The organism is Rhodopirellula sp. SH410 (assembly GCF_055811895.1).
Genome location: NZ_CM147949.1, coordinates 6,245,932 through 6,271,040, shown reverse-complemented (window position 1 = coordinate 6,271,040; position 25,109 = coordinate 6,245,932). Strand labels below are relative to the sequence as shown.

The window sequence follows — 25,109 nt, the reverse complement described above, 5'->3', positions numbered from 1 at the left end:
CCTGTCGTCTTTTCGACGCTAGATGCGTCGGTATGTGTGTCTCCGTCCGAACCTCATTCTCGCCCACGTTTATCGGACCGCGCTTCCCAGTAACGAACCATGAAAAAGCTGTATTATCGGCCGCAGAAAATATCCTCGGCATCGCTGTTGTTTCTCGCGGCACTGTCCGTCGCGGTAGTGATCTCGCTGCGGCATGCACCGAGTCGTTCGCGGGGACTCGAAAGACTAGCCGGTAGGGCGATGCATGTCCCCGATCTGGAGGAACGCATGCTGCGGGCGTCCGAGCAAACGGCGCAAGCATTCGAGGCCATTCACTGCCAACGCGTGCTGCTCGGTCATCGGCTGCTGAAAGTCCATGATCCGGCCAACACCGGTATGGTCGGCCCGTCCATGTCGATGGTTACGAGCTTGCCGGGACACTTGGACGCAAAACTAACGAGCGTCAACCCGAACTTCGCTGCCGTCGCCATGCGACTGCTGGTCGACGCGGGCGTTCGCCCGGGAGATCGGATTGCGATCGGCTGCACGGGATCCTTTCCAGCGTTGGATATCGCGGTGTACGCTGCTGCCGAAGCAATGGACCTGCGGCCCGTCATCATCAGCAGTGCGGCATCGAGTCAGTTTGGTGCCAACTCGCCCGACATGATGTGGCCGGACATGGAGAAACTTCTCTTTGATCAAGGCATCATCCATCATCGCAGCGAGATGGTTTCACGAGGTGGTTTTCAAGATCGTGCGGCAGGGATGAGTGAAGACACCTTGGCGTTACTCGATGCTTCGATCCAACGCAGTGGATTGCCGTTGATGGACAGTGCAAGCGACCAAGACGCGATCGAGCGACGCATGCTGGTGTATTCGCAAGCGGTCGAAGATGAAACCTATGCGGTCTATATCAATGTCGGTGGCGGGGACGCGTCGGTCGGCGGCACCGTCGGCAACGACGTGCTCGGTGAAGGCCTGATTTATCCGATGTCGAAAATGAATCCACGACGCTTGCTCGGGATCGGCCGCGAAAAGCCCGCAGCGACCGCACGGGTGGTGACCGAAGACGATCCGACGGGCGAATCCTCTGCAGCCGCAGCGACAGATTGCGTTGCGACCCGGTTTCTGGCCTCCGGTGTACCGGTGATCAATATGATCAACGTCGTGAAAATGGCCGAGGTCTACGGATTGCCGATTTGCTCGACGGAAGTCATTCACGCCGGTGAGGGTGGCGTCTACACGATCGCGGACCTGCGTCGTCCGCTCGCTGTGCTTGGTATCCTGTTCATTATGCTGACCACACTGCTCGTCGTCCGCCCGCCCGCCCGTCTGGTCGACGCGGCCAAACGACGTGGTTGGTTTGGTGAAGATGCGAAGTCCCAGCCACAGTGGATGGTGTAGCGGCCGAGTGCCAATCGCCTAAGGAACGAGCGGAAACGTATTGTCTGAAATTGTGGTCGAACGCTCCGCGGTCGACTATTCCGACCGCGGAGCGTTCGGCCACTTTTTTCCGCTCGTTCCTAAGCGGAGATCTCTTGCACGTACGGCTCTTGCCGTCCACCATCCCGCCCGCTCAGTTCGGTACTACCGAGATGGGCCGTCGACTCAGCTAAGCCGAACCACCGCGGGGGTTGGCCTTTTGTTTCGAAGCAGATCGCGACGGGGCCGTCGAAATCTTTCGTGGTAACAACGCGTTCGCGTTTTCCGCCCACGGTAATCGTAACGCTATCGAACCAAGTTGCCCCATTGACCTCGCCCACCGGATCACCGAAGGACACGAAGGGAAAACCGTTCAGTTTGCTGGTGTGGAGTTGTTTGTTGCCGCGGTAATAGGTGATGAATGACTGGTTCACGAAAAGTACCCCCTGTGGATGAACGAATCAGTGGAAACGCGAATCAGTGACCCGATGGATCAATGACCGACATCCATAGTCTTGGCCACCGGGTGGACACGTATGGTCAGGAGGGCAGCCACAGGTTGGGTTTTTCGTCTTGATCGGATGGTTTCGGTTCGCTACGGCCACCAATTCGGCGGGCTTTGATGCGGACGTAGGGGGCGATCACCGAGCCGCGGTCGGCGAAGCTATCCGGTGCGGCGTCCGGGGTCGCATGCTTGGGCTCGATCATGTCTTCGACCACGAAACCGGCCCGACACATGCCTCCGATGAGCTGTTCCCAGCGATGTAGAAACTCCACGGCCCCGGTTTCTCGCAATCGTCGCGAGACGGCCGTCGATGGGTCCGGTGGTGGCACAGGATCGGTTCGGTAGTAGTCGTGCAGCCAAGTGAACTGTCCGTCCCGGCGGTGGGCTGATGACTGGAGGCTCGTCGGGGTTTTGTGCTGGCTGACGTAGAGTCCGCCGGGGCGTGTGACAGCGGCAACCTGAGCGTAGACCGCTGCGATGTCGGGCACGTAGCAGGTGCTGACGGGATGGATGACGAGATCAAAGGCGGCCCTCGGCAGCATGGACAGATCGTCCATCGAGCCTTCGATCAATCGCACTTTGAATTTGTGTCGCTCGGCGGCCTGGCGATCGAGTTCCAGCATCGCGGGGCTGAGGTCGACGACGGTCACGTTCGCCCCTGCGGCGGCGTAGAGACAACTTTGTCGCCCCCCGCCTGCGGCCAGGCAGAGCACGTTCCAGCCGCGGATATTTTTCCCCAGCCAGCCGATGCCATCGACGGTTCGCAGGGGATCCCGCAGTTCGGCATCCGTGGCAATCCGGCATAGCGGCGAATCGGCGGCCGTCATTTGCTGGTAGCATTGTCGGTTGGCCCGGAGCAGGGCTTGGCGGTCGACGGTCAAAGGAACCTGCGTCAGCGAGTGGAAGGGGGCAAGATAGAGCACGCTATTTTAACGCACGCCAGCAATAATTCGCCTTTTTCGGCCCGTACGGACCCAGGACCGAGAAGTTCCATCGGGTTTTCGCTTATTTTTGGAACTTTTTTTGGGTACAACTCATCTCACTTTTGTCAACCAAGCCGGACGACTTTTCCGCCCCACGGATGCCACGCGACGAAGCTGAGCGAACGGATTTGCTCTGACACGGCTCGCCGCACACTACGGGAGGTTTTGCCGACGCCGGTGGTGACCGAAGCGAGCGGCGTGGAATTGCGAACAGCTAATGATACGCTGGGGGAAGGTGAATTACCAACGTAGGCGTGCCCGTAGGGCCTCAGCGGCAAAACCATGTTAGACGATGCGTTGAAGTGCCAAGACAGTATCAACTCGCGAAAGATGTGCAAGCCGACCGCGCAAACCGGTGTGCATTCGTGGCACGACATCGGACACGTTTTAAGCCACGGATCGGCACGGATTTACACGGATGGTCAGAGCACCGATCTGCGCAAGGGGGGCCTCGTCGTGAGTCCCACGACGCCGCCAAAGCGGTTGATACTCAAGCCCGTGATTCGATGCTCCACGTCAACCAGCCCGTCCGCGCAACCAAACCCCAGCATCGTCTAACTGATTCTTTTGAGACCCCGACAGCATGTCAGCTCCCAAACCCGACTTCGACCAACTTCTCAGCGACCATCTCGATGGCCGTCTCGACGAGGCCGATGTGCAGCTGTTGCAACAGAGCATGCGGGAGAATCCCTCGCTGCAGTCGCAATTTGATGCGATGCGATCGGATCGTCAAGACCTCCGGGGGCTGTTTGCGTCGCAGCAATCGGCGGGGCCTCGCCTGAGCAGCGATTTCGCCAGCCGCGTGCTCGCCGAAAGCCGCCGCCGAGGACTGCAGACAGACGGTCAACGCCACGCTTCGGAAACCGCTACGGCGCAGACCGCTACGGCGCAGGCCGCTACGGTTCAGCGACGTGAGGAACCCGTCGTTGCACCGAAGCAGCATCGCGTGTCGTTGGTGATGGGATTGATTGCAGTTGCCGCCGCCGTTTTGCTGGTGGTCTCGCTCTCATTTCGTGGCGGGCAACTTGGCAACGACGATCGAACGGTCGCTCAAAATCAACCGGCTCTGCCGTCGGATGTAGATCGCAGTGAGTTGCCGGAGCCGCCACCGGTGCGACCGTCCACCCACATCGCGTCTTCGTCGATGGAGAAGCCCGCAGAGCCCGAGGCCGTCGATATCGAGGCGGTCGACATCGCGAGCGAGTCGATGATGGCATCGGCTGATCCTGCTGAGAAAACGCTGGGCACGCCGCCTCGCGAAAAAGAGATGCCGCAGTCGTCGGCAGCGGCCATTGCTGCGACGACGGCTCCCGCCGGACGGTTGAATCGTTCGGCGTCGGTGTCTGTTGGCGATGAGATGTCATTGCCGGGTAATTCGGTTTTCACTTTCGCGATGCCGGTGTACGAAGTACGCCTGAGCCGCGAAGGACGCCGGATGAATGTGTTGAGTGAGGCGATGCGGCAAGCCGGTCTGCAGGACGTGTTACGCCTGCCCGTCAATCGCGACGTGATCGCGGCGGCAAAGCAAGCGGATACGTTTGACGAAGATGTGAAGTTTCAGATCGTCTTCTTGAAAGCATCCGCTAGAAAACTCGATCGAATGTTTTTGACTTTGCAACAGGATCAGCGATTGGTGGAGTCTGTTGGGATGAAAATGGTCACCGATGTACCGCTGCTGCAAATGGCGAATGAGTTGACGCACGTCGACGCGACGCAGATCAAGCATGAAGGTCCACTGAGTTTTGATCTGGAAAACAGCGACAGCGATGAACTCGCTGCCTTCCGAGAATTGCTCGGTGACCAAGCCTTCACGCCGATCCAGAGTCGGGGAGAAGGCATGCAGGCGGAATCATTGTCGACCACGGGCAACGATTTTTTCCTGCCCGTCTTGATTCTGGTCCGGTAGCGGATCGGCTATCATCTCCAGAGGATGCTGCCACACGCTGCCATTCTGGTTGCGGTCACGCCGGATTTTTTGATCCAGCGACGGGCGGCATCGACGATCAAGTCAGCGGCATCTTGCCGCGTCCGGTGCTCCACATTGATCACGAGGTCATACTCGTGCGGATCGGGCGCTCTCTGTTAGGATGCACCTCGGACTTTTCGCCTACCAATCAAACATTTCGATGGCATGATCAAGCAGCAACCTTTTGAATCGATTCGTCGGATCGTATTGTGTTATCCGGTGGAGGCTCGGCATCGACGACAAATCGAGCAAACGCTTTTGGAATTGAAGCGTGACGCCAACATTCCGCTCCAGCATGCGATCGAGGTTGTCGACGCGGGGCAGGAGCGTGTGGACGAGTTGTTGCCGACGGCGGATATCTTCATCGGCCACGCCAAAGTGCCTGTGGACTGGGATCGCGTCCTCGCGGCCAAACGGCTGCGTTGGATCCAGTCATCTGCCGCGGGGTTGGATCACTGCCTCGTGCCCGGCGTGATTGCCGAACCGGAAATCGTCGTCAGCAGTGCGTCGGGGCTGTTTGCTCCCCAAGTCGCTGAGCAAACGTTCGCCTTGCTAATGGGCTTGCTGCGCCGAATCGGATTATTCGAGCGAGCGCGGCAGATTCCCGAGTTCATTCGGCGGCCGACCGACGATTTGCGGGGCAAGACCGTGGGCATCGTGGGCTTGGGCGGCAACGGTCGCGAGATCGCTAAAATGCTCCGACCTTGGGACGTGCGGATCCTCGCAACCGATTTCTATCCCGAAAATCAGCCGCCCGAAGTGGACGAACTCTGGCCCGCGGCCCGGATCAATGATCTGTTTGCGGCGTCGGACATCGTGATCTTGACCCTGCCTCTGAACGCGTCCACCCATCACTGTATCGGCGACGAACAGTTTGCGGCGATGAAGCCCGGCGGGTATTTCGTCAACGTCGCGCGCGGCCCGGTCGTCAACGAAACCGCCCTGGTCGCCGCATTGTCGAAGGGGCATTTGGCAGGCGTCGGCGTCGATGTGACCGAGGTCGAACCGCTGCCGCCGAGCAGCCCACTGTGGACAGATCCTCGTGTGTTAATCACGCCTCACGTGGGCGCCCAATCGATTCGGCGGGTGGATGACACAACGGACTTGGTTTGTATCAATCTGCGACGTTACTTCGCCGGCGCACCGCTGTTCAACCGCGTCGACAAGACTCTCGGGTTTCCGCACCCCAGCGTATCGTATCGAGTCGCGGGGCCAGGTTCGGACGCTGTGGCAAATTCTGCGACCACTGCTCCGGAACACGGCCGAGGTGAATCTTGAGCAGCCATCGGCCGCCCATTGCCTCGCCCGCCGTCGTCCACCACGGGCAGCGCCCCGTCGGGCCGTTGGTGATGCCGGTAACCGAAACCGAGTCTTTTGTAGATGAATTCAACCGGACATATCGCTCGATCGGACTGACCGTCACCATCGGAGATCAGGGACGCCCTTTAGTCTCACAGCCGAAAGGTTTACACTCTGTCGGTGCAAACGGCGGCGGCGAGCCGAGCGTGAAATAATCCTGACAGGCGAAATGATCGAGTAAACAATGAGTGACGCAAAAGTACGTGGCGTGGTCCATATGATCGAAGAAACCAAGACCTACGGTCAGAAAGGGTTTCGCAAGCGGATGGTCGTTCTGGAGCAGGATAAAGGCAGCTTCACAAACTATGTCCCCGTCGAATTCACGCGTGACGCCTGCGATACCGTCGATGGATTGAAAAAAGGCGATGAAGTCGAAATTGTCTATCGGCTCAACGGGCGACGCTGGCAAAAGGATGCCGACAGCGAGGTCAAGTTTTTCGTCAATCTCGAAGCGTTGACCTACCAGGTCGTCGGTGACGGGCCAACATCGAGCGGTTCGGCAAATGACGCATTCGCCGAAGCGGGCGGCGAAGATGACGACGCACCGTTCTGAAAACGCCTCGAAAGCAATGGGCTGCCGACGGCGAGCGTACTTCCCCGCCTATTTGTCGGCACCACTCTTTTGAGCCGAGTGCCGTAAGGCACCGGGTACCGCCGCGTACTTCCCCGCCTATTTGCCGGCACCACTCTTTTGAGCCGAGTGCCGTAAGGCACCGGGTACCGCCGCGTACTTCCCCCACCTATTTGCCGGCGCCACTCTTTTGAGCCGAGTGCCGTAAGGCACCGGGTACCGCCGCGTACTTCCCCCGCCTATTTGCCGGCACCACTCTTTTGAGCCGAGTGCCGTAAGGCACCGGGTACCGCCGCGTACTTCCCCCGCCTGTTTACCGGCGCCACTCTTTTGAGCCGAGTGCCGTAAGGCACCGGGTACCGCCGCGTACTTCCCCCGCCTATTTGCCGGCGCCACTCTTTTGAGCCGAGTGCCGTAAGGCACCGGGTACCGCCGCGTACTTCCCCCGCCTATTTGCCGGCGCCACTCTTTTGAGCCGAGTGCCGTAAGGCACCGGGTACCGCCGCGTACTTTCCCCGCCTGTTTGCCGGCACCACTCTTTTGAGCCGAGTGCCGTAAGGCACCGGGTGCCGCCGCGTACTTCCCCCGCCTATTTGCCGGCACCACTCTTTTGAGCCGAGTGCCGTAAGGCACCGGGTACCGCCGCGTACTTCCCCCGCCTATTTGCCGGCGCCACTCTTTTGAGCCGAGTGCCGTAAGGCACCGGGTACCGCCGCGTACTTCCCCCGCCTATTTGCCGGCACCACTCTTTTGAGCCGAGTGCCGTAAGGCACCGGGTACCGCCGCGTACTTCCCCGCCTATTTGCCGGCGCCACTCTTTTGAGCCGAGTGCCGTAAGGCACCGGGTACCGCCGCGTACTTCCCCCGCCTATTTGCCGGCACCACTCTTTTGAGCCGAGTGCCGTAAGGCACCGGGTACCGCCGCGTACTTCCCCGCCTATTTGCCGGCGCCACTCTTTTGAGCCGAGTGCCGTAAGGCACCGGGTACCGCCGCGTACTTCCCCCGCCTATTTGCCGGCGCCACTCTTTTGAGCCGAGTGCCGTAAGGCACCGGGTACCGCCGCGTACTTCCCCGCCTATTTGCCGGCGCCACTCTTTTGAGCCGAGTGCCGTAAGGCACCGGGTACCGCCGCGTACTTCCCCCGCCTATTTGCCGGCACCACTCTTTTGAGCCGAGTGCCGTAAGGCACCGGGTACCGCCGCGTACTTTCCCCGCCTGTTTGCCGGCACCACTCTTTTGAGCCGAGTGCCGTAAGGCACCGGGTACCGCCGCGTACTTCCCCGCCCTTTTGTCGGCACCACTCTGATGATCCGAGTGTGCCGTAAGGCACCGGGTACCGCCGCCAGCCCGGTCGCGGGCGAGTTTCGGCTGAATCGTCAGCAGGAGGTTTCGAAGTCATGTCGTCTGATTCGAGCCTACCGCAAAACCAAACCGGTCGGAGCTGTCTGGCGATCTATGCAAATTTCTGCGTTTGAAATAGCGGTCTCAATCGCTTATTCAGCCCAATTTGAGTAGAATTGCAGGGCAGATGTACCCTCCGCTCGTACTGACGATGTATGAAATTCCGCTCGCCAAACCGATTTCGCTCGATTTTCGAGGCCGTACGCGGTCATTGGCGTCGTGGGTTGCTCGAATCCGCTCAGGAGCGTGAGCCGCGCCGTAGGTCTCCTCCCGCGAGGAACGAGCCATGGATTCCACGCGTTCGCGTGCTCGAGCCGCGGATTGTGCTCAATGCTACCGCCGCTCTGTTTGACTCAGGCGACTTGGTCATTACCGGCGATAGCGCGGTTGGAGATCCGGCGGACGATTTGGATGTGAGGCTTGATCTATCTGGCAACCTGTCCATTTGGGATTCCGGGGTCTTGGTGCCGATTTACACGGGCACGGATGCGTCAGGCAACCCAGTGTATGCCAACTCGCTCGATCCGAGCCTGATCACATCGGGGCGGCTGATCGCTAATTTGGGCGCTGGAGATGATTCACTGCAGGTCGATGTGCCGGTAGGGCTCGACATCACCGCGAATGGCGGGGCGGGCGACGACTCGCTCACGATTCTTCTCAATGCAGACGGATCGGGCGTGTCAGACAATACGCTCGTTCTGGCGGGGGAGACCATCCTCATCGACGGTGGTGGCGATGATATTGATTTGAACACCAGCACGCTGGTGTCCGCTGGCACCGGAGGGTTGATCACGATCGACGATGCCAGCTCTCTGCTGCTCGGTCAGATCGATGTCTCTGAGGGGACGCTGCAGATCGGAGACGTCGGGACCCCGTTGAGCGGTGCGATCAGCCAGGCAGCGGGGACCAGCATCACAGCGCCTCTCGTGTCGGTCTATGCCGGGAGTGACGTGGACATATCCAACGGCGGTAACTCGATCGACGACCTGACTGTCTTTCTGGGCTCAGGCGTACCGGGCAGCACGCTAAACCTTGTCGCCGGCGACATTCACATCGATGGTGGTGGTAGTGATGTTGATTTGGGCACCAGCACGCTGACATCTGACATCACCGGAGGGTTGATCACGATCAACGATGCCAGCTCTCTGCTGCTCGGTCAGATCGATGTCTCTGAGGGGACGTTGCAGATCGGAGACGTCGGGACCCCGTTGAGCGGTGCGATCAGCCAGGCAGCGGGGACCGGCATCACAGCGCCTCTCGTGTCGGTCTATGCCGGGAGTGACGTGGACATATCCAATAGCGGTAACTCGATCGACGACCTGACTGTCTTTCTGGGCTCAGGCGTACCGGGCAGCAGGCTGAACCTTGTCGCCGGCGACATCCACATCGATGGTGGTGGTAGTGATGTTGATTTGGGCACCAGCACGCTGACATCTGACATCACCGGAGGGTTGATCACGATCGACGATGCCAGCTCTCTGCTGCTCGGTCAGATCGATGTCTCTGAGGGGACGTTGCAGATCGGAGACGTCGGGACCCCGTTGAGCGGTGCGATCAGCCAGGCTGCGGGGACCAGCATCACAGCGCCTCTCGTGTCGGTCTATGCCGGGAGTGACGTGGACATATCCAATAGCGGTAACTCGATCGACGACCTGACTGTCTTTCTGGGCTCAGGCGTACCGGGCAGCACGCTGAACCTTGTCGCCGGCGACATTCACATCGATGGTGGTGGTAGTGATGTTGATTTGGGCACCAGCACGCTGACATCTGACATCACCGGAGGGTTGATCACGATCGACGATGCCAGCTCTCTGCGGCTCGGTCAGGTCAATGTGGCCGAGGGGACGTTGCAGATCGGAGGCGTCGGGCCCCCGTTGGGTGGTGCGATTAGCCAGGCCGGCGGTACCAGCATCACCGCGGCTTACCTGTCGGTCGACGCCGATGGTGATATCGACCTGTCACAGGTCGCGAACTCAATCGGTACCGTCGACCGGATCGATAGCAGGGGAAGTGTCGATTTGCATAGTGACGTCAGTGGTCGCCCCGGGGCGACGATGACCGTCCACCAGATCGAAACGGCCAGCGGCAGCGTGCGCGGCGATATCCATGTGAGCGTCACAGGTTCTGTCGAACTGGTTTCATCTGATCTCAACAACGACAATGTTCTGACGACCGAAAATGGTGAAATCAGTGTCATCGCCAGCGGCGACATTCAAATCACGGACATTGTGGCCGGCAACCACGACACCGCAGCGGATCACGAGATCATTGCCGGCGGTGACAATGGTCGCGTCATGATGTCAGCAGGTGATGGGTGGATCGCGGGTGACTCTGTACAAATCTACGCCAGCCAAATCACGGACGGTGCAGTGCAAATCAATGCAACGACGGTTGTCCTCGGTGATGATTTTGAGATCAACACGGGCGACGGAATCGGTATCGCACACCGGTTCGCGCCACGACCGGAACTGGTCGTTGTGGGATCTGGCCAGATTCAGCCTGTTTATCCGGGGGTGATCACCGATCCTACGGACCCAAATTACGTCAAAATTGAAACCGCATTTTATGATGTGGAGTCGATCAGTACGGATATTCTGACCCAGGCCAATGTGAACGATGCGTCGGGCGTGCTGTCGGTCGACATCGGGGCTGCCGGTGAGAATGGGCTCACGCTATCGATTGATTGGGGCGGGGAGTCCAACCGCTTCGAGCAACTTGATAATTTGGCAGGGGACCACACGCGCGTCGACGTCTCCCACATCTATCTCCAATCGGACATTTTGAATTCGACGCTCAACGGCCGCGGCAGCGCAACGGATCCACTCGCCGTCCGCTTCGCCGTTTCCCACCACGCTTCCATTGTTGTCACGGGTGACTCGATCGAACAAACCGTACCGGCAAATCAAGTTGCGACCGCTGGCGGGCCGACGCTGCAGAACTCGGTCCCCGGTCGAGTGCTCTCATCGACGGACAATCCATTGACGTCGCCGCTCGAAAGTGGGCGGGCGTTCTTTGTCATCCCGCGAGTGAACGTGCCGATGGCGTTCTATCCCGTCCGCGACGTGCTGCCTGAACCCATTGAGCCAACGCCTCCGGTGATTTTGGTCTCCTCCGTCCAACTCAATCGCGTGATCGTCGATGCGGTCGAAACGTCCGCGTCGCCGCCCTCGATTCGCGACGAGTTTTTTCAGTTGCGCACCCTGTCGCCGGATCCCAATGGCGAAGACTTGATCGAGCCGATTCGCTTGCCTGAGAGTATCCTCGCGGAAGATCGATTGGATGAACTCTTCGAGGAACTACCTGATGGTGCGTACGAGATCGATTATGTGATCGGCAATAGCGATGAACGAATGATACTGCGAGTCGATTTGCGAGGTGGCAAAGCCATCATCTTGGAAAACGACATTGAGGGTGCTCCCTTGGAACTCGACGTGCTCGACCTTTCGGGCCAGATCGAACAGCTAGAGGCGACTCCTGCCAACGAGTTGGATGATGGAACGCGATAAAAACTTACCGGATCAGGATCCGGATGCTACGATCAACGAGATCCCGAATTTTGATGCAGACGCAACGGTAACAGACACCAATCCGTTTGATCCCAACGCGACGATCGAGCACACCCATGGCGGCGACCCGAATGCCACGGTGCAGGACGCGGGACGAGTTGTTCGGCGCGAAACGGACCAGGTCGAGCACCGTTTGGAGGCAGATGCGGCGATTGAGCAGACAGGCGGATCTGATCCGAACGCGACTGTTGAGGATGCAGCTCCTTTCGACCCCGATGCGACCATCGAGGGAACGGAACAGTTCGACGTCGCACCGACCAGTCCCAAAATTCGAGAGTTTGATCCCAACGCAACGCTCGAGGAAACCGACCACTTCGATGCCAACGCCGATGTTGAGGTTGGGGGCGATGAGCGTTTTGATGCCGATGCAACGATTGAGCACACCGGTGACTTTGATCCCAATGCCACGATGGCGTCGTCGGGTGATTTCTCAATCGATCTGGGTGAATCTCCGGGCGGCAGTGGTGAAGATGGCGGCTCGGTACTAGAAGACTCGAACCTCGACCAGACCATCAACCCTCGGGCCCTCTCCTCTGCCGAAGCGAAGTACTGGGCTGAGATGTCGGCGGAGTTCACCTCGCCGAATGAACCCACGGTGCAGCCACTGCCGATTGACCGGACGATCGTGGAAACACGCTTGCAGCTGCGCAGTCAAATCGTGGCGACGCAAATTCACGGCGAGAACGAAGCCGCCGACTACCGGCTTGTACGGTTGCTCGGACGTGGCGGGATGGGCAACGTTTTTGTCGCACGGCAGGGATCGCTCGATCGCTTGATCGCCGTGAAGGTGATTCGGCCGCTCGACGATTCCAAGCGCAAACAGCTCGCTCAGCAGGGACAACTCGACAGCGTTGAACAAGGGCGACGCCAACAGTTCTTAACTGAAGCGGTTGTGACGGGGGATCTCGACCATCCGAATATTGTGCCGATTCACGATGTTGCGTTGACCGGCGACAGCACATTGTTCTATTCGATGAAACGTGTCATTGGCACGCCATGGTCCGAGGCGATCGGCGAGAAAACGCTTGAAGAGAACCTTGAGATATTGATCAAGGTCGCCGACGCGATCGGCTATGCCCATACTCGAGGCGTCGTGCACCGCGACATCAAACCCGAGAACGTGATGTTGGGTGATTTTGGTGTCGTGATGGTGATGGACTGGGGAATCGCCCTGGCCAAGCCGAACTTTGAGAAACTCGATTCGATCACTCCCGCCACGGGGCTCGGTGGGACGCCCTCGATGATGGCGCCCGAAATGGCGACGGGGCCGCTTGAGAAAGTCGGTCCAGCGGCCGATATCTATTTGCTCGGCGCGACGCTGTTCATGATCATCACGGGCCGGCCGCCGCACCATGCGCCCAACGTGAGCCAATGTTTGCGGGCGGTTGCCAATAACGAAATTTGTGAGTTTGATCCGAAGTACCAAGGGGAGCTGATGTGCATCGCGCTCAAAGCGATGTCGCTGAACCCTGCCGATCGCTACGCCGAAACCACGGAGTTCCAAGACGCAATTCGAAAGTACCGATCGCATGCCGAGAGCATCGCCTTGGGTATGCGGGCGGACAGCGACTTGCGTTGCGCACGAAAAGAGAAGTCCTATACGAGTTATACCCGTGCACAATTCGGCTTTGAGGAAGCCATCACGCTGTGGCCTGGCAACGAGGCGGCCCGAATTGGACTTGATCAGGCCAAGTTCGCCCATGCGGAGGCGGCCTTTCAAAACGAAGACTTCGATCTCGGGCTGACACTGCTCGACGAGCAAAACCCAAATCACGCTAAGCTGATCGAGGATTTGAAGACTGCGTTGCAGCAACGACGCCAGCGGGAGACGCGATTTGCAGTGCTGAAAAAAGTGGCTGCCGCGCTGCTCGCATTCATCCTCATTGGCGGTTCGGTCGCGATCTTTGTGATCAATCAAGCTCGGACGAAGGCAGACATTAGCGCCCAAGAAGCGATCGAGCAAACCATCAAGGCCGATCAGCAACGTTTGAAGGCTGATGAGCAACGGGCGATCGCCGATCAGCAACGGTTTCTTGCGGAAAGCAAGCAGCGTGAGGCGATCGAAGCGAGATTGCGTGCCGACAAAAGTGCTGACGACGCGCGAGCGAGCGAGAGTGCTGCCCGTCAGAGTGAGTACCGCGCCATGGAAAATCTATCGAAAGCCAAATACGAAAGTTATGTTTCAGGCGTCGGTCTCGCCAAGGCGCGTATCGACCGCAATGAATTCACTGAAGCGAGACGACTTATCGAGGAATTGATCGCGCAGCGAGATTCCGATGCGGTCCCTTGGGAACTGCGCTACCTCTCTTCACTCGCCAACCAATCGACGGCGTCATTAGCCACTGCGACCGAAGTGGTGGGATTGGCGATAGCAGGCCGACCGAGCCAGCCTGGTATCGGGACTCCCGCGATCGTGCGACTCGACGATGGGACGCTCTCAGCGATCACGGTCGCGGCAGCAGCGGACCCACCAATCGTGGTTGACACCCCGCGGCCGATGGGGTTACCCGATGGCGAGCACGCCTCCTGCATCGCGATTGCAGAAGATGGCAAACGCGGGGCGGCGGGGACCGAAAACGGTGACATTCTGCTGTTCGACCCCCAGTCGCTCGGTGCGGCGACCTCGCCATCCGGTCTGAAATTCCAGCGTTTGGTAGGGCATCAGGGACCTGTGACCGCGATCCAAATGATCGATGAGGATTACCTGGTGTCGGCATCGGATGATCGTACGGTACGCATTTGGAACCTCAATAACCTCGACGACGAGAAGGTGCTATGGCACATCGCGCCCGTCGTGGACATCGCATGTGGTCCCGCTCCTGATGGGTTCCGTATCGTGGCGGGCGTGGCGGAAAAACGGCTTGGTCAAGTTGTCGTGTGGGACGTTCAAACGGGTGAGGAATTGCACTCCGAACGCCGCGGCGTCTTTGCCGAACATACGTCCCCGGTGACCCGTGTTGCCATTTCGCCGGACGCCAGGATCGCCGCGTCCGGTGACGTCGACGGCAATGTGATGCTGTGGCCGATCGCGGAGCTTCAGCAGCGGGACGTCGAAAGTCTCGTTAAAAACGCAGTGGAAGTGGCCAGCCAATCAGAACCAGGCGACGATTCGAGAACCACCCGCCGCACCGGGGACGATGCCGCATCGATGAGCTTTACCCGCTTGAGCAACCCAGAGATCGATGCCGATGACTTCGCAGAGGTGTCTGAGGTCGCACCGGCACATCGTTCGAACGTGCGCAGTATTTCATTTTCGGCCGATGGCCAAACGTTGCTCACCAGTGGCGACGACTATCTGATCCATCTGTGGCAGATCGAACCGGCCGATTCATCGGCAACGCTTCCATCCGATCGTCTACTGAGGACGCTTCGCGGTCATGGCGGGGCTGTCTCGGATGCCGCGTTCCTGTCCTCTGATGGTCAACAGGTGGTCTCGGTGGGCGAGGATGATTCGATTCGCCTCTGGCGGTCGGGTGTCGAGTTGGCCCCCGGCGACGCAAGCGTTCTCATTGGCCAGGACGCTTCGCTGAAATTGGCAGAGGCGGCGATATCGAGTGTGAACGCAGGTGGCTTCTGTGCGGGACTTCTCGTTCACGATCCCATCCTCACGCATGTTCACGATGACTCCATTTCATCGGCGGTACTCTCCGTTGATGGACAACGCGTCGTCACGGCGAGCCGTGATCGCACGGCCCGGGTGCTGACGATCGATCCGACCACACTGCGGTTGAAAACCACCGCCGAAATGGCGATCGGCGAGGTCCCAACGAGCGCGACGGATCCATCACGCAGTGAGCAGACGCCCCTGGTTTCCTTGGACGAAGGCAGCGAGTTTCGGGCGATGTCGATGCGTGTCAATCGTTCAGCGAACAAACTTTTTATTGGCGGTGCCGATGCCGTGGTACGCATTTGGGATCTTGGCCGGGGGACGGAGTTGGGAACGCTCTCCGGCACCGGGCTGAACCAGGTGCTATCGCTCTCCGCTGACAGCCGTGTGATCCTGACCGGATCCAGCTCGCCCGAAACACGCGTCATCCTCTGGCGTTTCGATCCCGAAACCTCAACGGCAACGGCCGAGCATCGACTTGCGGGGCACGAGGAAGCCGTGACCGCCTCCGCCATTACTGCCGATGCAAAACGTGCACTGACCGCTGACCGCGCGGGGCGGATCATTGTGTGGAACGTTGAAACCGGTGCGGCGGTGGGCGAGCCTATTGATCTGCTGCTGGGGACGCGAATCAACGACCTCGCCCTGACGCCTGATGGGGACAGCGTTTGGATTGCGGCCGACGACGAGCGACTCACCCGATTGGATCTCGGTTCGCGGGAAATTGTTGATCGTTTGGATCATGATGGGATCGTCACAAGCGTGAGACTCTCCGGCGATGGACAGCGAGCCGTCACGTCTTCCGAACTGCAGAAGGTGGACGCCACCGTCCATCATGCGGTGTTCTGGCGACTGCCGACGAGCGATCAATCCGCTGCCTATCAAACGCTCGTAACACAAAACGTGAAGGCGGATGAACTCACTCGCTCAGGGGGGCGTCCCGGAATCGCGTCGGTGTCCATCGATGAATCGGGGCATCATGCGCTCGTGGCAATCAATCCTCCCGGAGAGGCTCCTAGCCGCGTTGAGCGTTGGCGGGCCGATGCGGACCTTGGCCACGCCAGCAAAGAGGTTGCGTTGGGGCTACCTGAGCGTCTGGGCGATGTCTCGGCAGCCATCCCGCTCGGCGGCGACGAATTAATCACGTTGCACGGGAACTCGGCGTACCGCTGGAATACGGCATCACGCAGTCTTGAGGTGAGCTATCGTATCCATGGAGCGATCAGTGTGGCTGCGGTCTCGCCCGATGGAGAGATCGTGCTCACCGGCAGTCGCAGCGTGAAGGCCTGGGATTCGCACACCGGCGTCGCGATCGGCAAGTTGGAATCGCCTCATGCAGGTGCTGTGCGGTCGATCGCGTTTGTCGGCGAAGCGGCGCCGCATGAATTCTTTACCGGAGGCGACGACGGCTCGATCCGACGGTGGGCTTTCCATCGGGACGCGGGCAGCTTCGAGCCACTCGAGACACTCACTTCGCAGAATGCAGGGCACGAGGGAGATGCGGGAACGGCATTGTCACTGTCGATCTCTCCCGATGGCCGCGAGTTACTTGCGACGACCAATCGTGGACACGTCATTTTGTATGATCTCGTGGGCGGAACGCAACAAGTTTTGCTTTCGGATCCAGATATCGGCAGTGTTTTCGCCGGATGCTTTTCACCCGACGGACGATTTGTGGCCGCTGCGGGCAGCGATAAATTAGCGCGGATGTGGGATCTGTCCAAGCCGCGAGAACCGGGCGATCCACCGGATGCGGTTTTGAAAGGGCATGCTGAAGCGATTTCTGGAGTTGCAATGATTGGTGCGGCCGCCACTGTCGACCAACCACTCCGCCCGTCCGAAGACGCAGAAGCCCCGTCCAGTTCAACGACGTCCCAATCGACTCTGCGTTTATTTACCGCTTCGGAAGACCGCAGCGTCCGCGTTTGGGATCCACGTTTCGAGCAGACACCCATGACTCTCGACGCGGGGACTGCGAGAAATCAAATCGAGCGGACGGGCCGCGAGTTGCTGGAATTGGTCAGGCACCGTGGCGGCGTGACGGCGATCGATTTCAATTCGAGTGGGACACTGATGGTGACCGCCGGACGCGACGGCAATGTGATTCTCTGGCCAGCTTGCGATCCCTAGCCATCTTGTCTCATGTCATCTTCTGACGGCCTTTTGCGAAACGCGACTCGACCACGATCGCCCGCTCGATTTCCCGCATTGTTCTCGCCGCTCGTCGATGTGCTCACCTTTGGCGGCAGCGCGGTGCTCGCTTTGGCGATGTTGCCGATCGGGGCGGCGTTGGGGATACTGCACGACGAGACATCGGGTTGGACCTGGATCGCCGCGATCTTGCTCATCGACGTGGCACACGTCTATGCGACAGGATTTCGCGTCTATTTCGATCCGACTGAATTGCGCCGCCGGCCCTGGTTGTACTCGCTGACGCCTTTGCTCGCTTTTCTAGTGGGTGCTTCGGTCTATAGTGAAAGCGTGACCTTGTTTTGGAGCTTGTTAGCCTATCTCGCGGTCTTTCACTTCATTCGCCAGCAGTATGGGTGGGTCGCACTCTACCGATCTCGCGAGCACGACAATGAAAAGTGGGGGTGGTGGATCGACGCGGCCGCGATCTACCTCGCGACCGTTTACCCCTTGGTCTATTGGCACGCCCACTTGCCACGCAATTTCAGTTGGTTCAATGCCGGCGATTTTATCACGTTGCCACCGATGACGGCGACGATCCTGCAGCCAATCTACTGGGCCGCGCTGCTCTTATACGCCGCCCGGTCACTGTACCGCGGCGCCCTGCGTGGCGATTGGAATCCGGGCAAAGACATCGTCGTGACTAGCACGGCGTTGTGTTGGTATGTCGGCATCATTTCGCTCAATTCCGATTACGCCTTCACGGTCACCAACGTGATTATCCACGGCGTACCCTACATGGTGTTGATCTATTGGTTCCGGTGGCGCCGCGGTGACGAGTCGGCGCCACCGCGTTGGCGCACCACCGTCGGTCGCCTCTCGCTGTTCCTCGGCGCCATTTGGATGCTCGCTTATGCCGAAGAATTAATTTGGGACTGCGGCCTCTCGCATCAGCGCCCCTGGCTATTCGGCTGGGCCGATTTCGCTAGCCAAGGGGGGACGGATGCGGACGGTGGGGAAGTCGCCCATGGAGCATGGTTGGCACCGCTGCTCGCTGTGCCCCAGATCACCCACTATGTCCTCGACGGATTCATTTGGAAACGTTCGGCGAGGATGGATGGCGACTCTTCAATGCCTGCTCAATGAAACTTGCTACCTGCTTGGCTTGGACGGCCTGGCCTTTTGCGTTGAAGTGCACGTTCTTGGTCAGCTGAAGCTCGTCGAGACGGTCCTGGCATAGGGCGTACAGATCGTCGATCTCGATATCATTCGCTTTCATGATTTCGACCGCGACATCGTTGTATACCTTCGCGTCCGCTGGAAGTCGTGCTGGGCTCACGCCAGCGGGATATCCGGTCGTGGTGGCGTAGATCAACTCCGCATCGGTCGCTTTGAGTTTTTCAACGATCTTGGTCAGATTCTCACGATAGGTTTGCGGATCTGCCTGACGTGGATCCTCCATGGAGTTGGACGCTTTGGATGCACCGGCCTGTTGGACATGTTTGAGATCGTGCAGGCCAAAATTGAAGTGGATCACATCCCACTGATGTCCTTTTAACCAGCGATCGATCTCGGCCACGCCCCTGGTCGTGCCGGAGCAATTCTCCGGCCGCGTTCCGTTCGCCGCGTGCGGACGATACACGTTGGCTTTGCCCGCAAGTGCCTCGCGGACCTGCAGCGTGTATGCAATCGAGATCGAGTCGCCGAGAATCAACACGTTGGGCAGATCAGCATCAGGCGTCACCGCCCACTTGCCCGCTTGGGGTTTCGCCTGCGAACCCGATTCTGATGTCGAAGATGTTGGTGGGGCCGCATTTACCAACGGGCTGATGGCGAACAAGAGGATGAAAGTGAGCGGCAATCGGAGGTGGTGATGCATGGTGGTTGCTTTCTGTTGGTGGGAGGAACTCACGTTCTGACGAACGAGGCAGCGCAGGTGACTGGATTGTTGACGCTAGCGATAGACACGGACGTAGTCAATCAAAAACTGTTGTGGGAAGGTGGTCGTCGCGTCCGGGTTGCCGACGAATCCGCCACCGACGGCGAGGTTGAGTATCAGATGGAATCGCTGATCGAACGGTGCGGGATAGTCGCCACCATCGGAACGCCACTGGGTCTGCGTTTGGTAGGGTTTTCCATCGACCGACCAAACAATCTGTCCTTCCCGCCAATCCACCGAATAGACGTGGAAGTCATCATGAAATGTACCGGTGGGCAGGCTGTAGGATGAGCCCGTGTGTGTGTTTTTCGGCCAGCCACCACCGTAGTGCAACGTCCCCAGGACTTCATTGGGCGTTTGGCCACGATACTCCATGATGTCAATCTCGCCGCTCGCAGCCCATCCACCGTACACATCATCGGTCGGCAGCATCCAAATCGCGGGCCAAATTCCTTGACCGACCGGCAGTTTTGCACGTACTTCGATACGCCCGTATTTCCAATCACCCCGATGTTTGGTGTGAACCTTGCCGGAGGAATAGTCGCGTACCGTGCCCGATATGCCAGCATGGTCATGTCGCGCCTCGAGGATCAGATTGCCGTTCTCAACTCGGACGTTTTGCGAGCGGTCGGTGTAGATCTGCAATTCATGATTGCCGCCACCAAATGCTTCCACGGCGACACCCCATTGAGAATAGTCGAGCGAATCGCCATCGAATTCGTCACTCCAAATCAACTTCGATGCGGCGGTCACGTCGCTTTCTTGAGCCACCACGACACCGCACCCGGTGAGTCCGACGCACAGCAAGGATAGGACAACTGGGCAATAACTCGCCAGTATCGGCGGGGCGTCGTCTATACGAGTCGAACGCGTCATCGAAACGGACATCGGTAATTCCAGGGAGGTGTTTTGAGTGAACCGTAGGTCCCCAGTGTAGTCGCTATGAGTCGCCGCTATGAGTCGCCGAGTCTCTCCGAAACGCTCAGTCGTGCCGCCTCCGAAACCGAGTGAAGTGCGTTTTCGAAGGGGCGGAAGTGTCTCCCGGCGACGCACGGCGATGCTCGATCCGCGAATCGAACCGAGCCGATTTGACGTAGCTGAACCCAGCGTTGATAGTAGGTAGCGATCCCAACTTCTCTCCTCCCTCAAAAAAACCAGATGAGCAAAACCACCTCCTTCTTTTGGGCGGCCTTGTCCGCTTTGTGTTTCATCTCGCTTGGCGGAGCATCGTCACGTGCCGCCTCGCCGGAGCGGCCCAACATCATCGTGATCATGGCAGATGACCTTGGCTACGGGGACGTCTCATGCAACGGTGCGACAGCGCTGCAGACTCCGAATATCGACAAACTTGCGTCTGAAGGAATTCGTTTTACGGACGGATACTGCTCGGCATCGACGTGCACGCCGACTCGCTACTCGTTCCTGACGGGCGACTATGCGTTCCGGACTGCGGGCACGGGCATTGCGGCACCGAATGCGCCGGCGATCATCCAGCCCGGTACCGAAACCGTCGCATCCCTTCTCGGGAAGGCTGGATATGCGACCGGCGTCGTTGGCAAATGGCACCTGGGTCTGGGGGGCGATGGCGGCCCGGACTGGAATGGAGAATTGAAGCCGGGACCACTGGAGATTGGGTTTGATTCCTGTTTCCTGTTGCCGACCACGAACGACCGGGTGCCCCAGGTTTACGTGCAGAACCATCGCGTGCTGAATCTCGATCCCGCCGATCCGCTGTGGGTCGGCAATAAAAAGCCGAGCAAGGACTATCCCACTGGGATTTCGCAGCGTGATTCATTGAGAATGGATTGGTCGCACGGACACAATGGGACGATTCATAACGGTATCAGCCGAATTGGGTTCTACACCGGAGGCAAGGACGCCCGATTCCGCGACGAGGACTTGGCCGACAAGTGGGTTGAGAAATCCAATGAGTTTATCGAGCAACATCAAGATGAATCGTTCTTTTTGTTCTTCTCTGGACATGATATCCACGTGCCCCGGATGCCCCATGAACGATTCCAAGGGAAGACGACGTTGGGGTATCGTGGCGATTGCATCATCGAGTTTGATTGGTGCGTCGGCGAACTCATGAAGACCCTCAATCGGCTCGATCTTGCGGAGAACACGCTCGTTATTTTGACCAGCGACAACGGTCCCGTGCTCGATGACGGGTACAAGGACGGGGCGATCGAGAAGATCGGCGAGCATCGCGCCGCGGGCGAGTTCACCGGCGGAAAATACAGCGTGTATGAAGGCGGCACTCGAGTACCTTTCGTCACCCGCTGGACGGGGCATATCGAGCCAGGCGTTGAAGATGCGGTCGTCTGCACCATCGACCTGGCCGCGAGTCTGGCGGCGATCGTGGGCCAAGGGGTGCCTGGAAACGCCTGTCAGGACAGCGTTGATGTCTCGGGAGTGCTGTTGGGACGCGCCGGGGCCCAAGGCCGCGAGAGCTTGATTCAGCAAGACAACGGTAGTCGAGGCAATTTCGGCTTCCGCAAAGGCAAGTGGAAACTGCACCGCTATGATTCAGGGCAAGCACGCAACGTCGTCGTCGAAGAACCGCTGCAGAATCGCAAAGTGCCTGCATTCATGCTGTTCGACCTCGAGCAAGATCCCTCTGAGCAGCACAACGTGATCGAACAACATCCGGAGATCGCGGCTCAGATGAAAGCGGATCTCGCAGCGATCATTGAGCGAGAAAAAACGTAGCTTGGGACTATGGTCCCGAGCGAGCAATCGAAAGTCGACTTCGCATCGAGGCATCCCGGACGGGACAATGGTCCCATCCTACGATGCCGGAAATGCGAAGTGCAACCACACCCTCGGCAGCGTTACTTGACCATCGCAGCGTCAAGCGGGCTGCCGTCGCTGAGCGAGTACGTCACGCCGAGCAATTTGGCGATGGTCGGCGCGATGTCAATGTTTTCGATCGTGGACAGGTGCGTTCCGGGCTGAATGTTCGCACCCGACAAAATGCACATCGCTTTCATCTTCGGCTGCTTGGAGATGAATCCGTGAGACCCCAGGGCCGTCTTCGCTTCCGTATTCGATGTCACGAATGTCTCACCGGTTACCGACCCCGAGACAGCGTACCCATCGGCGGCGACCAAAACAGCGTCCGGTGATTGGCGGTATTCGCGTGGATGTTGCAGACCGATTTCGCTAAAGCGGTTGGGTAACACGACCTCAGCCACCCCCTCTTGGCCCTCGAACATTTGTTTGACCTTCTCGGCCTGCTGTGCTGCTTCGCCAGGATGGGTGCAGTAAATGAGTCCGATGCCGCCTTCGGGAACCACATGGACCTGGGCCGTGCTCAGTCTCCCCTCATCCACACTCAGCAATCCCGCTTGCCGTAACAGCACATTGGGGCGAATCGCTTTGGGGGTTCTCGTAAATCCGTGATCGGAAACGACGATCAATGTCGTGTTTTCTCGAATGCCGGCCTCGTCGAGCGCAGCGATGATCCGGGCCAAGCACATGTCAGCGTAGGCGTTGGCGGTATAGCCCTCCGGTGATTGTGGTCCGAACTTGTGGTGCGTGCCGTCGACATTGAGCAGGTGTAGCAGTAACAGATTCGGCTTCCGCTCGCGAATGAGATGACATGCCGCCTCCGTCCAGATGTAGTCACGCCCCACCGAACTGACGGCTTTGAACGACTGGTCGGTATCGTCGGTCAAGAAACCCATCTCAATCAGTTCACTTCGGAGTCGAGGCGTCATGTACTCAACCGCCCGTGGGACATCCGAAAAGGAATCGTCGAGCGAGTCCGACCCTCGCGTGCATGGCCAGTTGATCTCTGCGGTCGAAAGGCCCGCGGCATGCACGGCGTCAACGAGCGTGGGGATGCGTACGAGATCGTCTTGATTGCGATCGCTGTCAATGGTGGTCGGTACGCCGATGGCACCTCGCACAAGGACGCCGTTGGCCAGCACGCCGTGCTTTTCCGGTCGCACTCCCGTGACCAAGGTGGTGTGATTCGGCCACGTCACCGATGGGTTGGATACCGTCATCCCACCGTCAACAATGGCACCCTCGCGTGCGAGCGCGCGAATGGTCGGTAGCGGAACCTGTGGGTCGTCAACCAAGTACGCTGCCAAGCCATCAAGCGAAACTAACACGACATGCCGATCCCTGTCCGCTGCAGCGGCGGTTGACCAAGCTGCGCAGCTTAACGAGGCGATGAAACCAGTGATCCAAGTCCAACGCCACAACTGATTCGTCGTCATAAAAAGCTCGTGCAATACAGGATCTTGCCACGTCGCTCGCTGAAGGGTTCAGACACTCAAGCTCCGCCGCCACGGCGCCAATTATAGAAACTCTGCGAAACCTTTGTGTGATTACTACGTTAAATGTCTTGAGGAAACGAAACAAATCTCTTCCCCTCTATTCTCGAAATTAGGCGTTGGAAAATGCGTAGGAAAACATTCGGTCTGTTGTTGGTCACGGGCGTTGCCTGGACGTTCGCACCGATCGTGTCAGCCGCCCCTCCCGAGCAAAATGGTCGCGACGGACGTCCACCAAGTGGCGAACATGAACGCGGTGATGGTGATTCAAAAGCGGAACATGGCCCACGCGGTGAGCATGGCCCACATGGTGAGCATGGCCCACATGGTGAAGACGGCGCACGAGATCATCGCGATGGACCTGGGGCTCAGCGTGGCCCGGGGGGCCCAGTCGAACCAGGACGTATGATGCAGATGCTGCCTGTTCTCGCGGCCCTCGACGCCGACAAGGATGGAAGCATCTCCAGCGAAGAGATCGAAAACGCGTCGGCAGCCCTGAAGGGAATCGATAAAAATAATGACGGCAAGCTTGATGTGAGCGAAATGCGACCTCAAATGGCTGGACAGGCCCGGCCCGGTCAACGTGATGCCCGGCCAGGTCAACGCGACGCACGCCCGGGTCAACGCGACGCACGCCCGGGGCAGCGAGATGCACGCCCGGGGCAGCGAGATGCACGCCCGGGGCAGCGAGATGCCCGTTCGGGGCAACGCGACGCTCGCCCGCCTCGCCGTGGCGCTCATCGCGATATGGACCGAAGTCCGCGTGGACGAAAATCACAGGAACGCGGTGACTACGGTCGCGGCGGACGTGGCCATGGAGATTATGGTCGCGGCGGACGGGGCCGCGGAGACTACGGACGCGGCGGACGGGATCGCGGTGCACGCGAACGCGGTGCACGGGATCGCTCGGATGAAGGCCGTGGTCCACGGGGACGACGTGACCGGCAAGACGGGCAGCACCGAGAACGAGGATCACAAGAAAGTGGTCCCCGCCATCAGCAGCACGGCGAACAAGCCGACAAGCCCCACGGCGACAAACCCCACGCCGACAAACCCCGCGGCGACAAACCCCAGGGCGAAAAACAGGCGACCGCTAAAGGCGGCCAACGCGATGCTTCGCCGATGTTAGAGCGATTGAAGAAACTTGACGAGAACGGTGATGGATCCCTGTCAGCAGACGAACTGACCAGCCTGCCCGAGCCAGGCCAACGCCTCATCAAAATCATCGATCGCGATGAAGATGGTGCTCTCTCCAGTGAGGAACTTGCGTCCGTCAAAGAACGCGGACTCGAGATGCGGAGAGAACGTCAAAAGAACGCACAGCAGAGCGAGTAACATTCCGCTATCTGCATGGCGACTCACGACCTGACGCGGATCGGTTCGCCGATCCGCGT

Annotated in this window: 14 protein-coding genes; 9 read left to right on the top strand and 5 right to left on the bottom strand. The window is 59.1% G+C overall.

Annotated elements, in window-relative coordinates; all coding sequences use genetic code 11:
- Positions 1-99: 99 nt before the first annotated feature.
- The gene (gene pgsW, locus SH410x_RS23040) at positions 100-1,383 is read left to right on the top strand and encodes a poly-gamma-glutamate system protein (protein ID WP_473671115.1); all 1,284 of its coding nucleotides are present in this window, start codon (positions 100-102) and stop codon (positions 1,381-1,383) included.
- 119 nt (positions 1,384-1,502) lie between these two features.
- Here the strand turns inward: pgsW and SH410x_RS23035 are convergent, their stop codons facing one another.
- Both SH410x_RS23035 and SH410x_RS23030 read right to left on the bottom strand, forming a co-directional pair.
- Entirely contained in the window at positions 1,503-1,835 is a 333-nt protein-coding gene (locus SH410x_RS23035; RefSeq protein ID WP_473671113.1) for a hypothetical protein, read from the bottom strand.
- Between the two features lie 106 nt (positions 1,836-1,941).
- On the bottom strand, positions 1,942-2,733 hold the full coding sequence (locus tag SH410x_RS23030; protein ID WP_473677377.1) for a methyltransferase domain-containing protein: 792 nt from the start codon (positions 2,731-2,733) through the stop codon (positions 1,942-1,944).
- A gap of 739 nt (positions 2,734-3,472) precedes the next feature.
- Here SH410x_RS23030 and SH410x_RS23025 point away from each other — a divergent pair.
- The 6 genes from SH410x_RS23025 (at position 3,473) to SH410x_RS23000 (ending at position 18,636) form a co-directional block, all read left to right on the top strand.
- Positions 3,473-4,795, top strand: coding sequence for an anti-sigma factor family protein (locus tag SH410x_RS23025; protein ID WP_473671111.1), 1,323 nt, complete (start codon positions 3,473-3,475; stop codon positions 4,793-4,795).
- 225 nt (positions 4,796-5,020) lie between these two features.
- A complete protein-coding gene (locus SH410x_RS23020; protein WP_473671109.1) occupies positions 5,021-6,133 on the top strand; it encodes a D-2-hydroxyacid dehydrogenase in 1,113 nt (370 codons plus the stop codon).
- Between the two features lie 265 nt (positions 6,134-6,398).
- Positions 6,399-6,767 carry a DUF3127 domain-containing protein gene (locus tag SH410x_RS23015; protein ID WP_473671107.1) on the top strand — a complete coding sequence of 123 codons (369 nt, stop codon included), beginning with the start codon at positions 6,399-6,401 and terminating at the stop codon, positions 6,765-6,767.
- A 1,575-nt stretch (positions 6,768-8,342) separates the two neighbouring features.
- The gene (locus SH410x_RS23010; RefSeq protein ID WP_473671105.1) at positions 8,343-11,693 is read left to right on the top strand and encodes a beta strand repeat-containing protein; all 3,351 of its coding nucleotides are present in this window, start codon (positions 8,343-8,345) and stop codon (positions 11,691-11,693) included.
- Entirely contained in the window at positions 11,680-17,490 is a 5,811-nt protein-coding gene (locus SH410x_RS23005) for a WD40 repeat domain-containing serine/threonine protein kinase (RefSeq protein ID WP_473671103.1), read from the top strand. Before SH410x_RS23010 ends, SH410x_RS23005 begins: the two co-directional genes overlap by 14 nt.
- Positions 17,491-17,502: 12 nt before the next feature.
- Positions 17,503-18,636: a hypothetical protein gene (locus SH410x_RS23000; RefSeq protein WP_473671101.1), complete on the top strand. Its 1,134-nt coding sequence runs from the start codon at positions 17,503-17,505 to the stop codon at positions 18,634-18,636.
- On the opposite strand, the gene SH410x_RS22995 is transcribed toward SH410x_RS23000, so the two are convergent.
- Together SH410x_RS22995 and SH410x_RS22990 are read right to left on the bottom strand one after the other, a co-directional pair.
- The gene (locus tag SH410x_RS22995; RefSeq protein WP_473671100.1) at positions 18,581-19,369 is read right to left on the bottom strand and encodes an SGNH/GDSL hydrolase family protein; all 789 of its coding nucleotides are present in this window, start codon (positions 19,367-19,369) and stop codon (positions 18,581-18,583) included. The two genes, SH410x_RS23000 and SH410x_RS22995, sit on opposite strands and share 56 nt — an antisense overlap.
- A gap of 75 nt (positions 19,370-19,444) precedes the next feature.
- On the bottom strand, positions 19,445-20,317 hold the full coding sequence (locus SH410x_RS22990; protein WP_473671098.1) for a glycoside hydrolase family 16 protein: 873 nt from the start codon (positions 20,315-20,317) through the stop codon (positions 19,445-19,447).
- A 270-nt stretch (positions 20,318-20,587) separates the two neighbouring features.
- On the opposite strand from SH410x_RS22990, the gene SH410x_RS22985 reads away from it, so the two are divergent.
- On the top strand, positions 20,588-22,141 hold the full coding sequence (locus SH410x_RS22985) for a sulfatase family protein (RefSeq protein WP_473671096.1): 1,554 nt from the start codon (positions 20,588-20,590) through the stop codon (positions 22,139-22,141).
- Positions 22,142-22,263: 122 nt separating this feature from the next.
- Here SH410x_RS22985 and SH410x_RS22980 read toward each other — a convergent pair whose 3' ends face one another.
- Positions 22,264-23,550: an alkaline phosphatase family protein gene (locus tag SH410x_RS22980; RefSeq protein ID WP_473671094.1), complete on the bottom strand. Its 1,287-nt coding sequence runs from the start codon at positions 23,548-23,550 to the stop codon at positions 22,264-22,266.
- Between the two features lie 291 nt (positions 23,551-23,841).
- On the opposite strand from SH410x_RS22980, the gene SH410x_RS22975 reads away from it, so the two are divergent.
- Positions 23,842-25,050: an EF-hand domain-containing protein gene (locus SH410x_RS22975; protein ID WP_473671092.1), complete on the top strand. Its 1,209-nt coding sequence runs from the start codon at positions 23,842-23,844 to the stop codon at positions 25,048-25,050.
- The last annotated feature ends 59 nt before the right edge of the window (positions 25,051-25,109 follow it).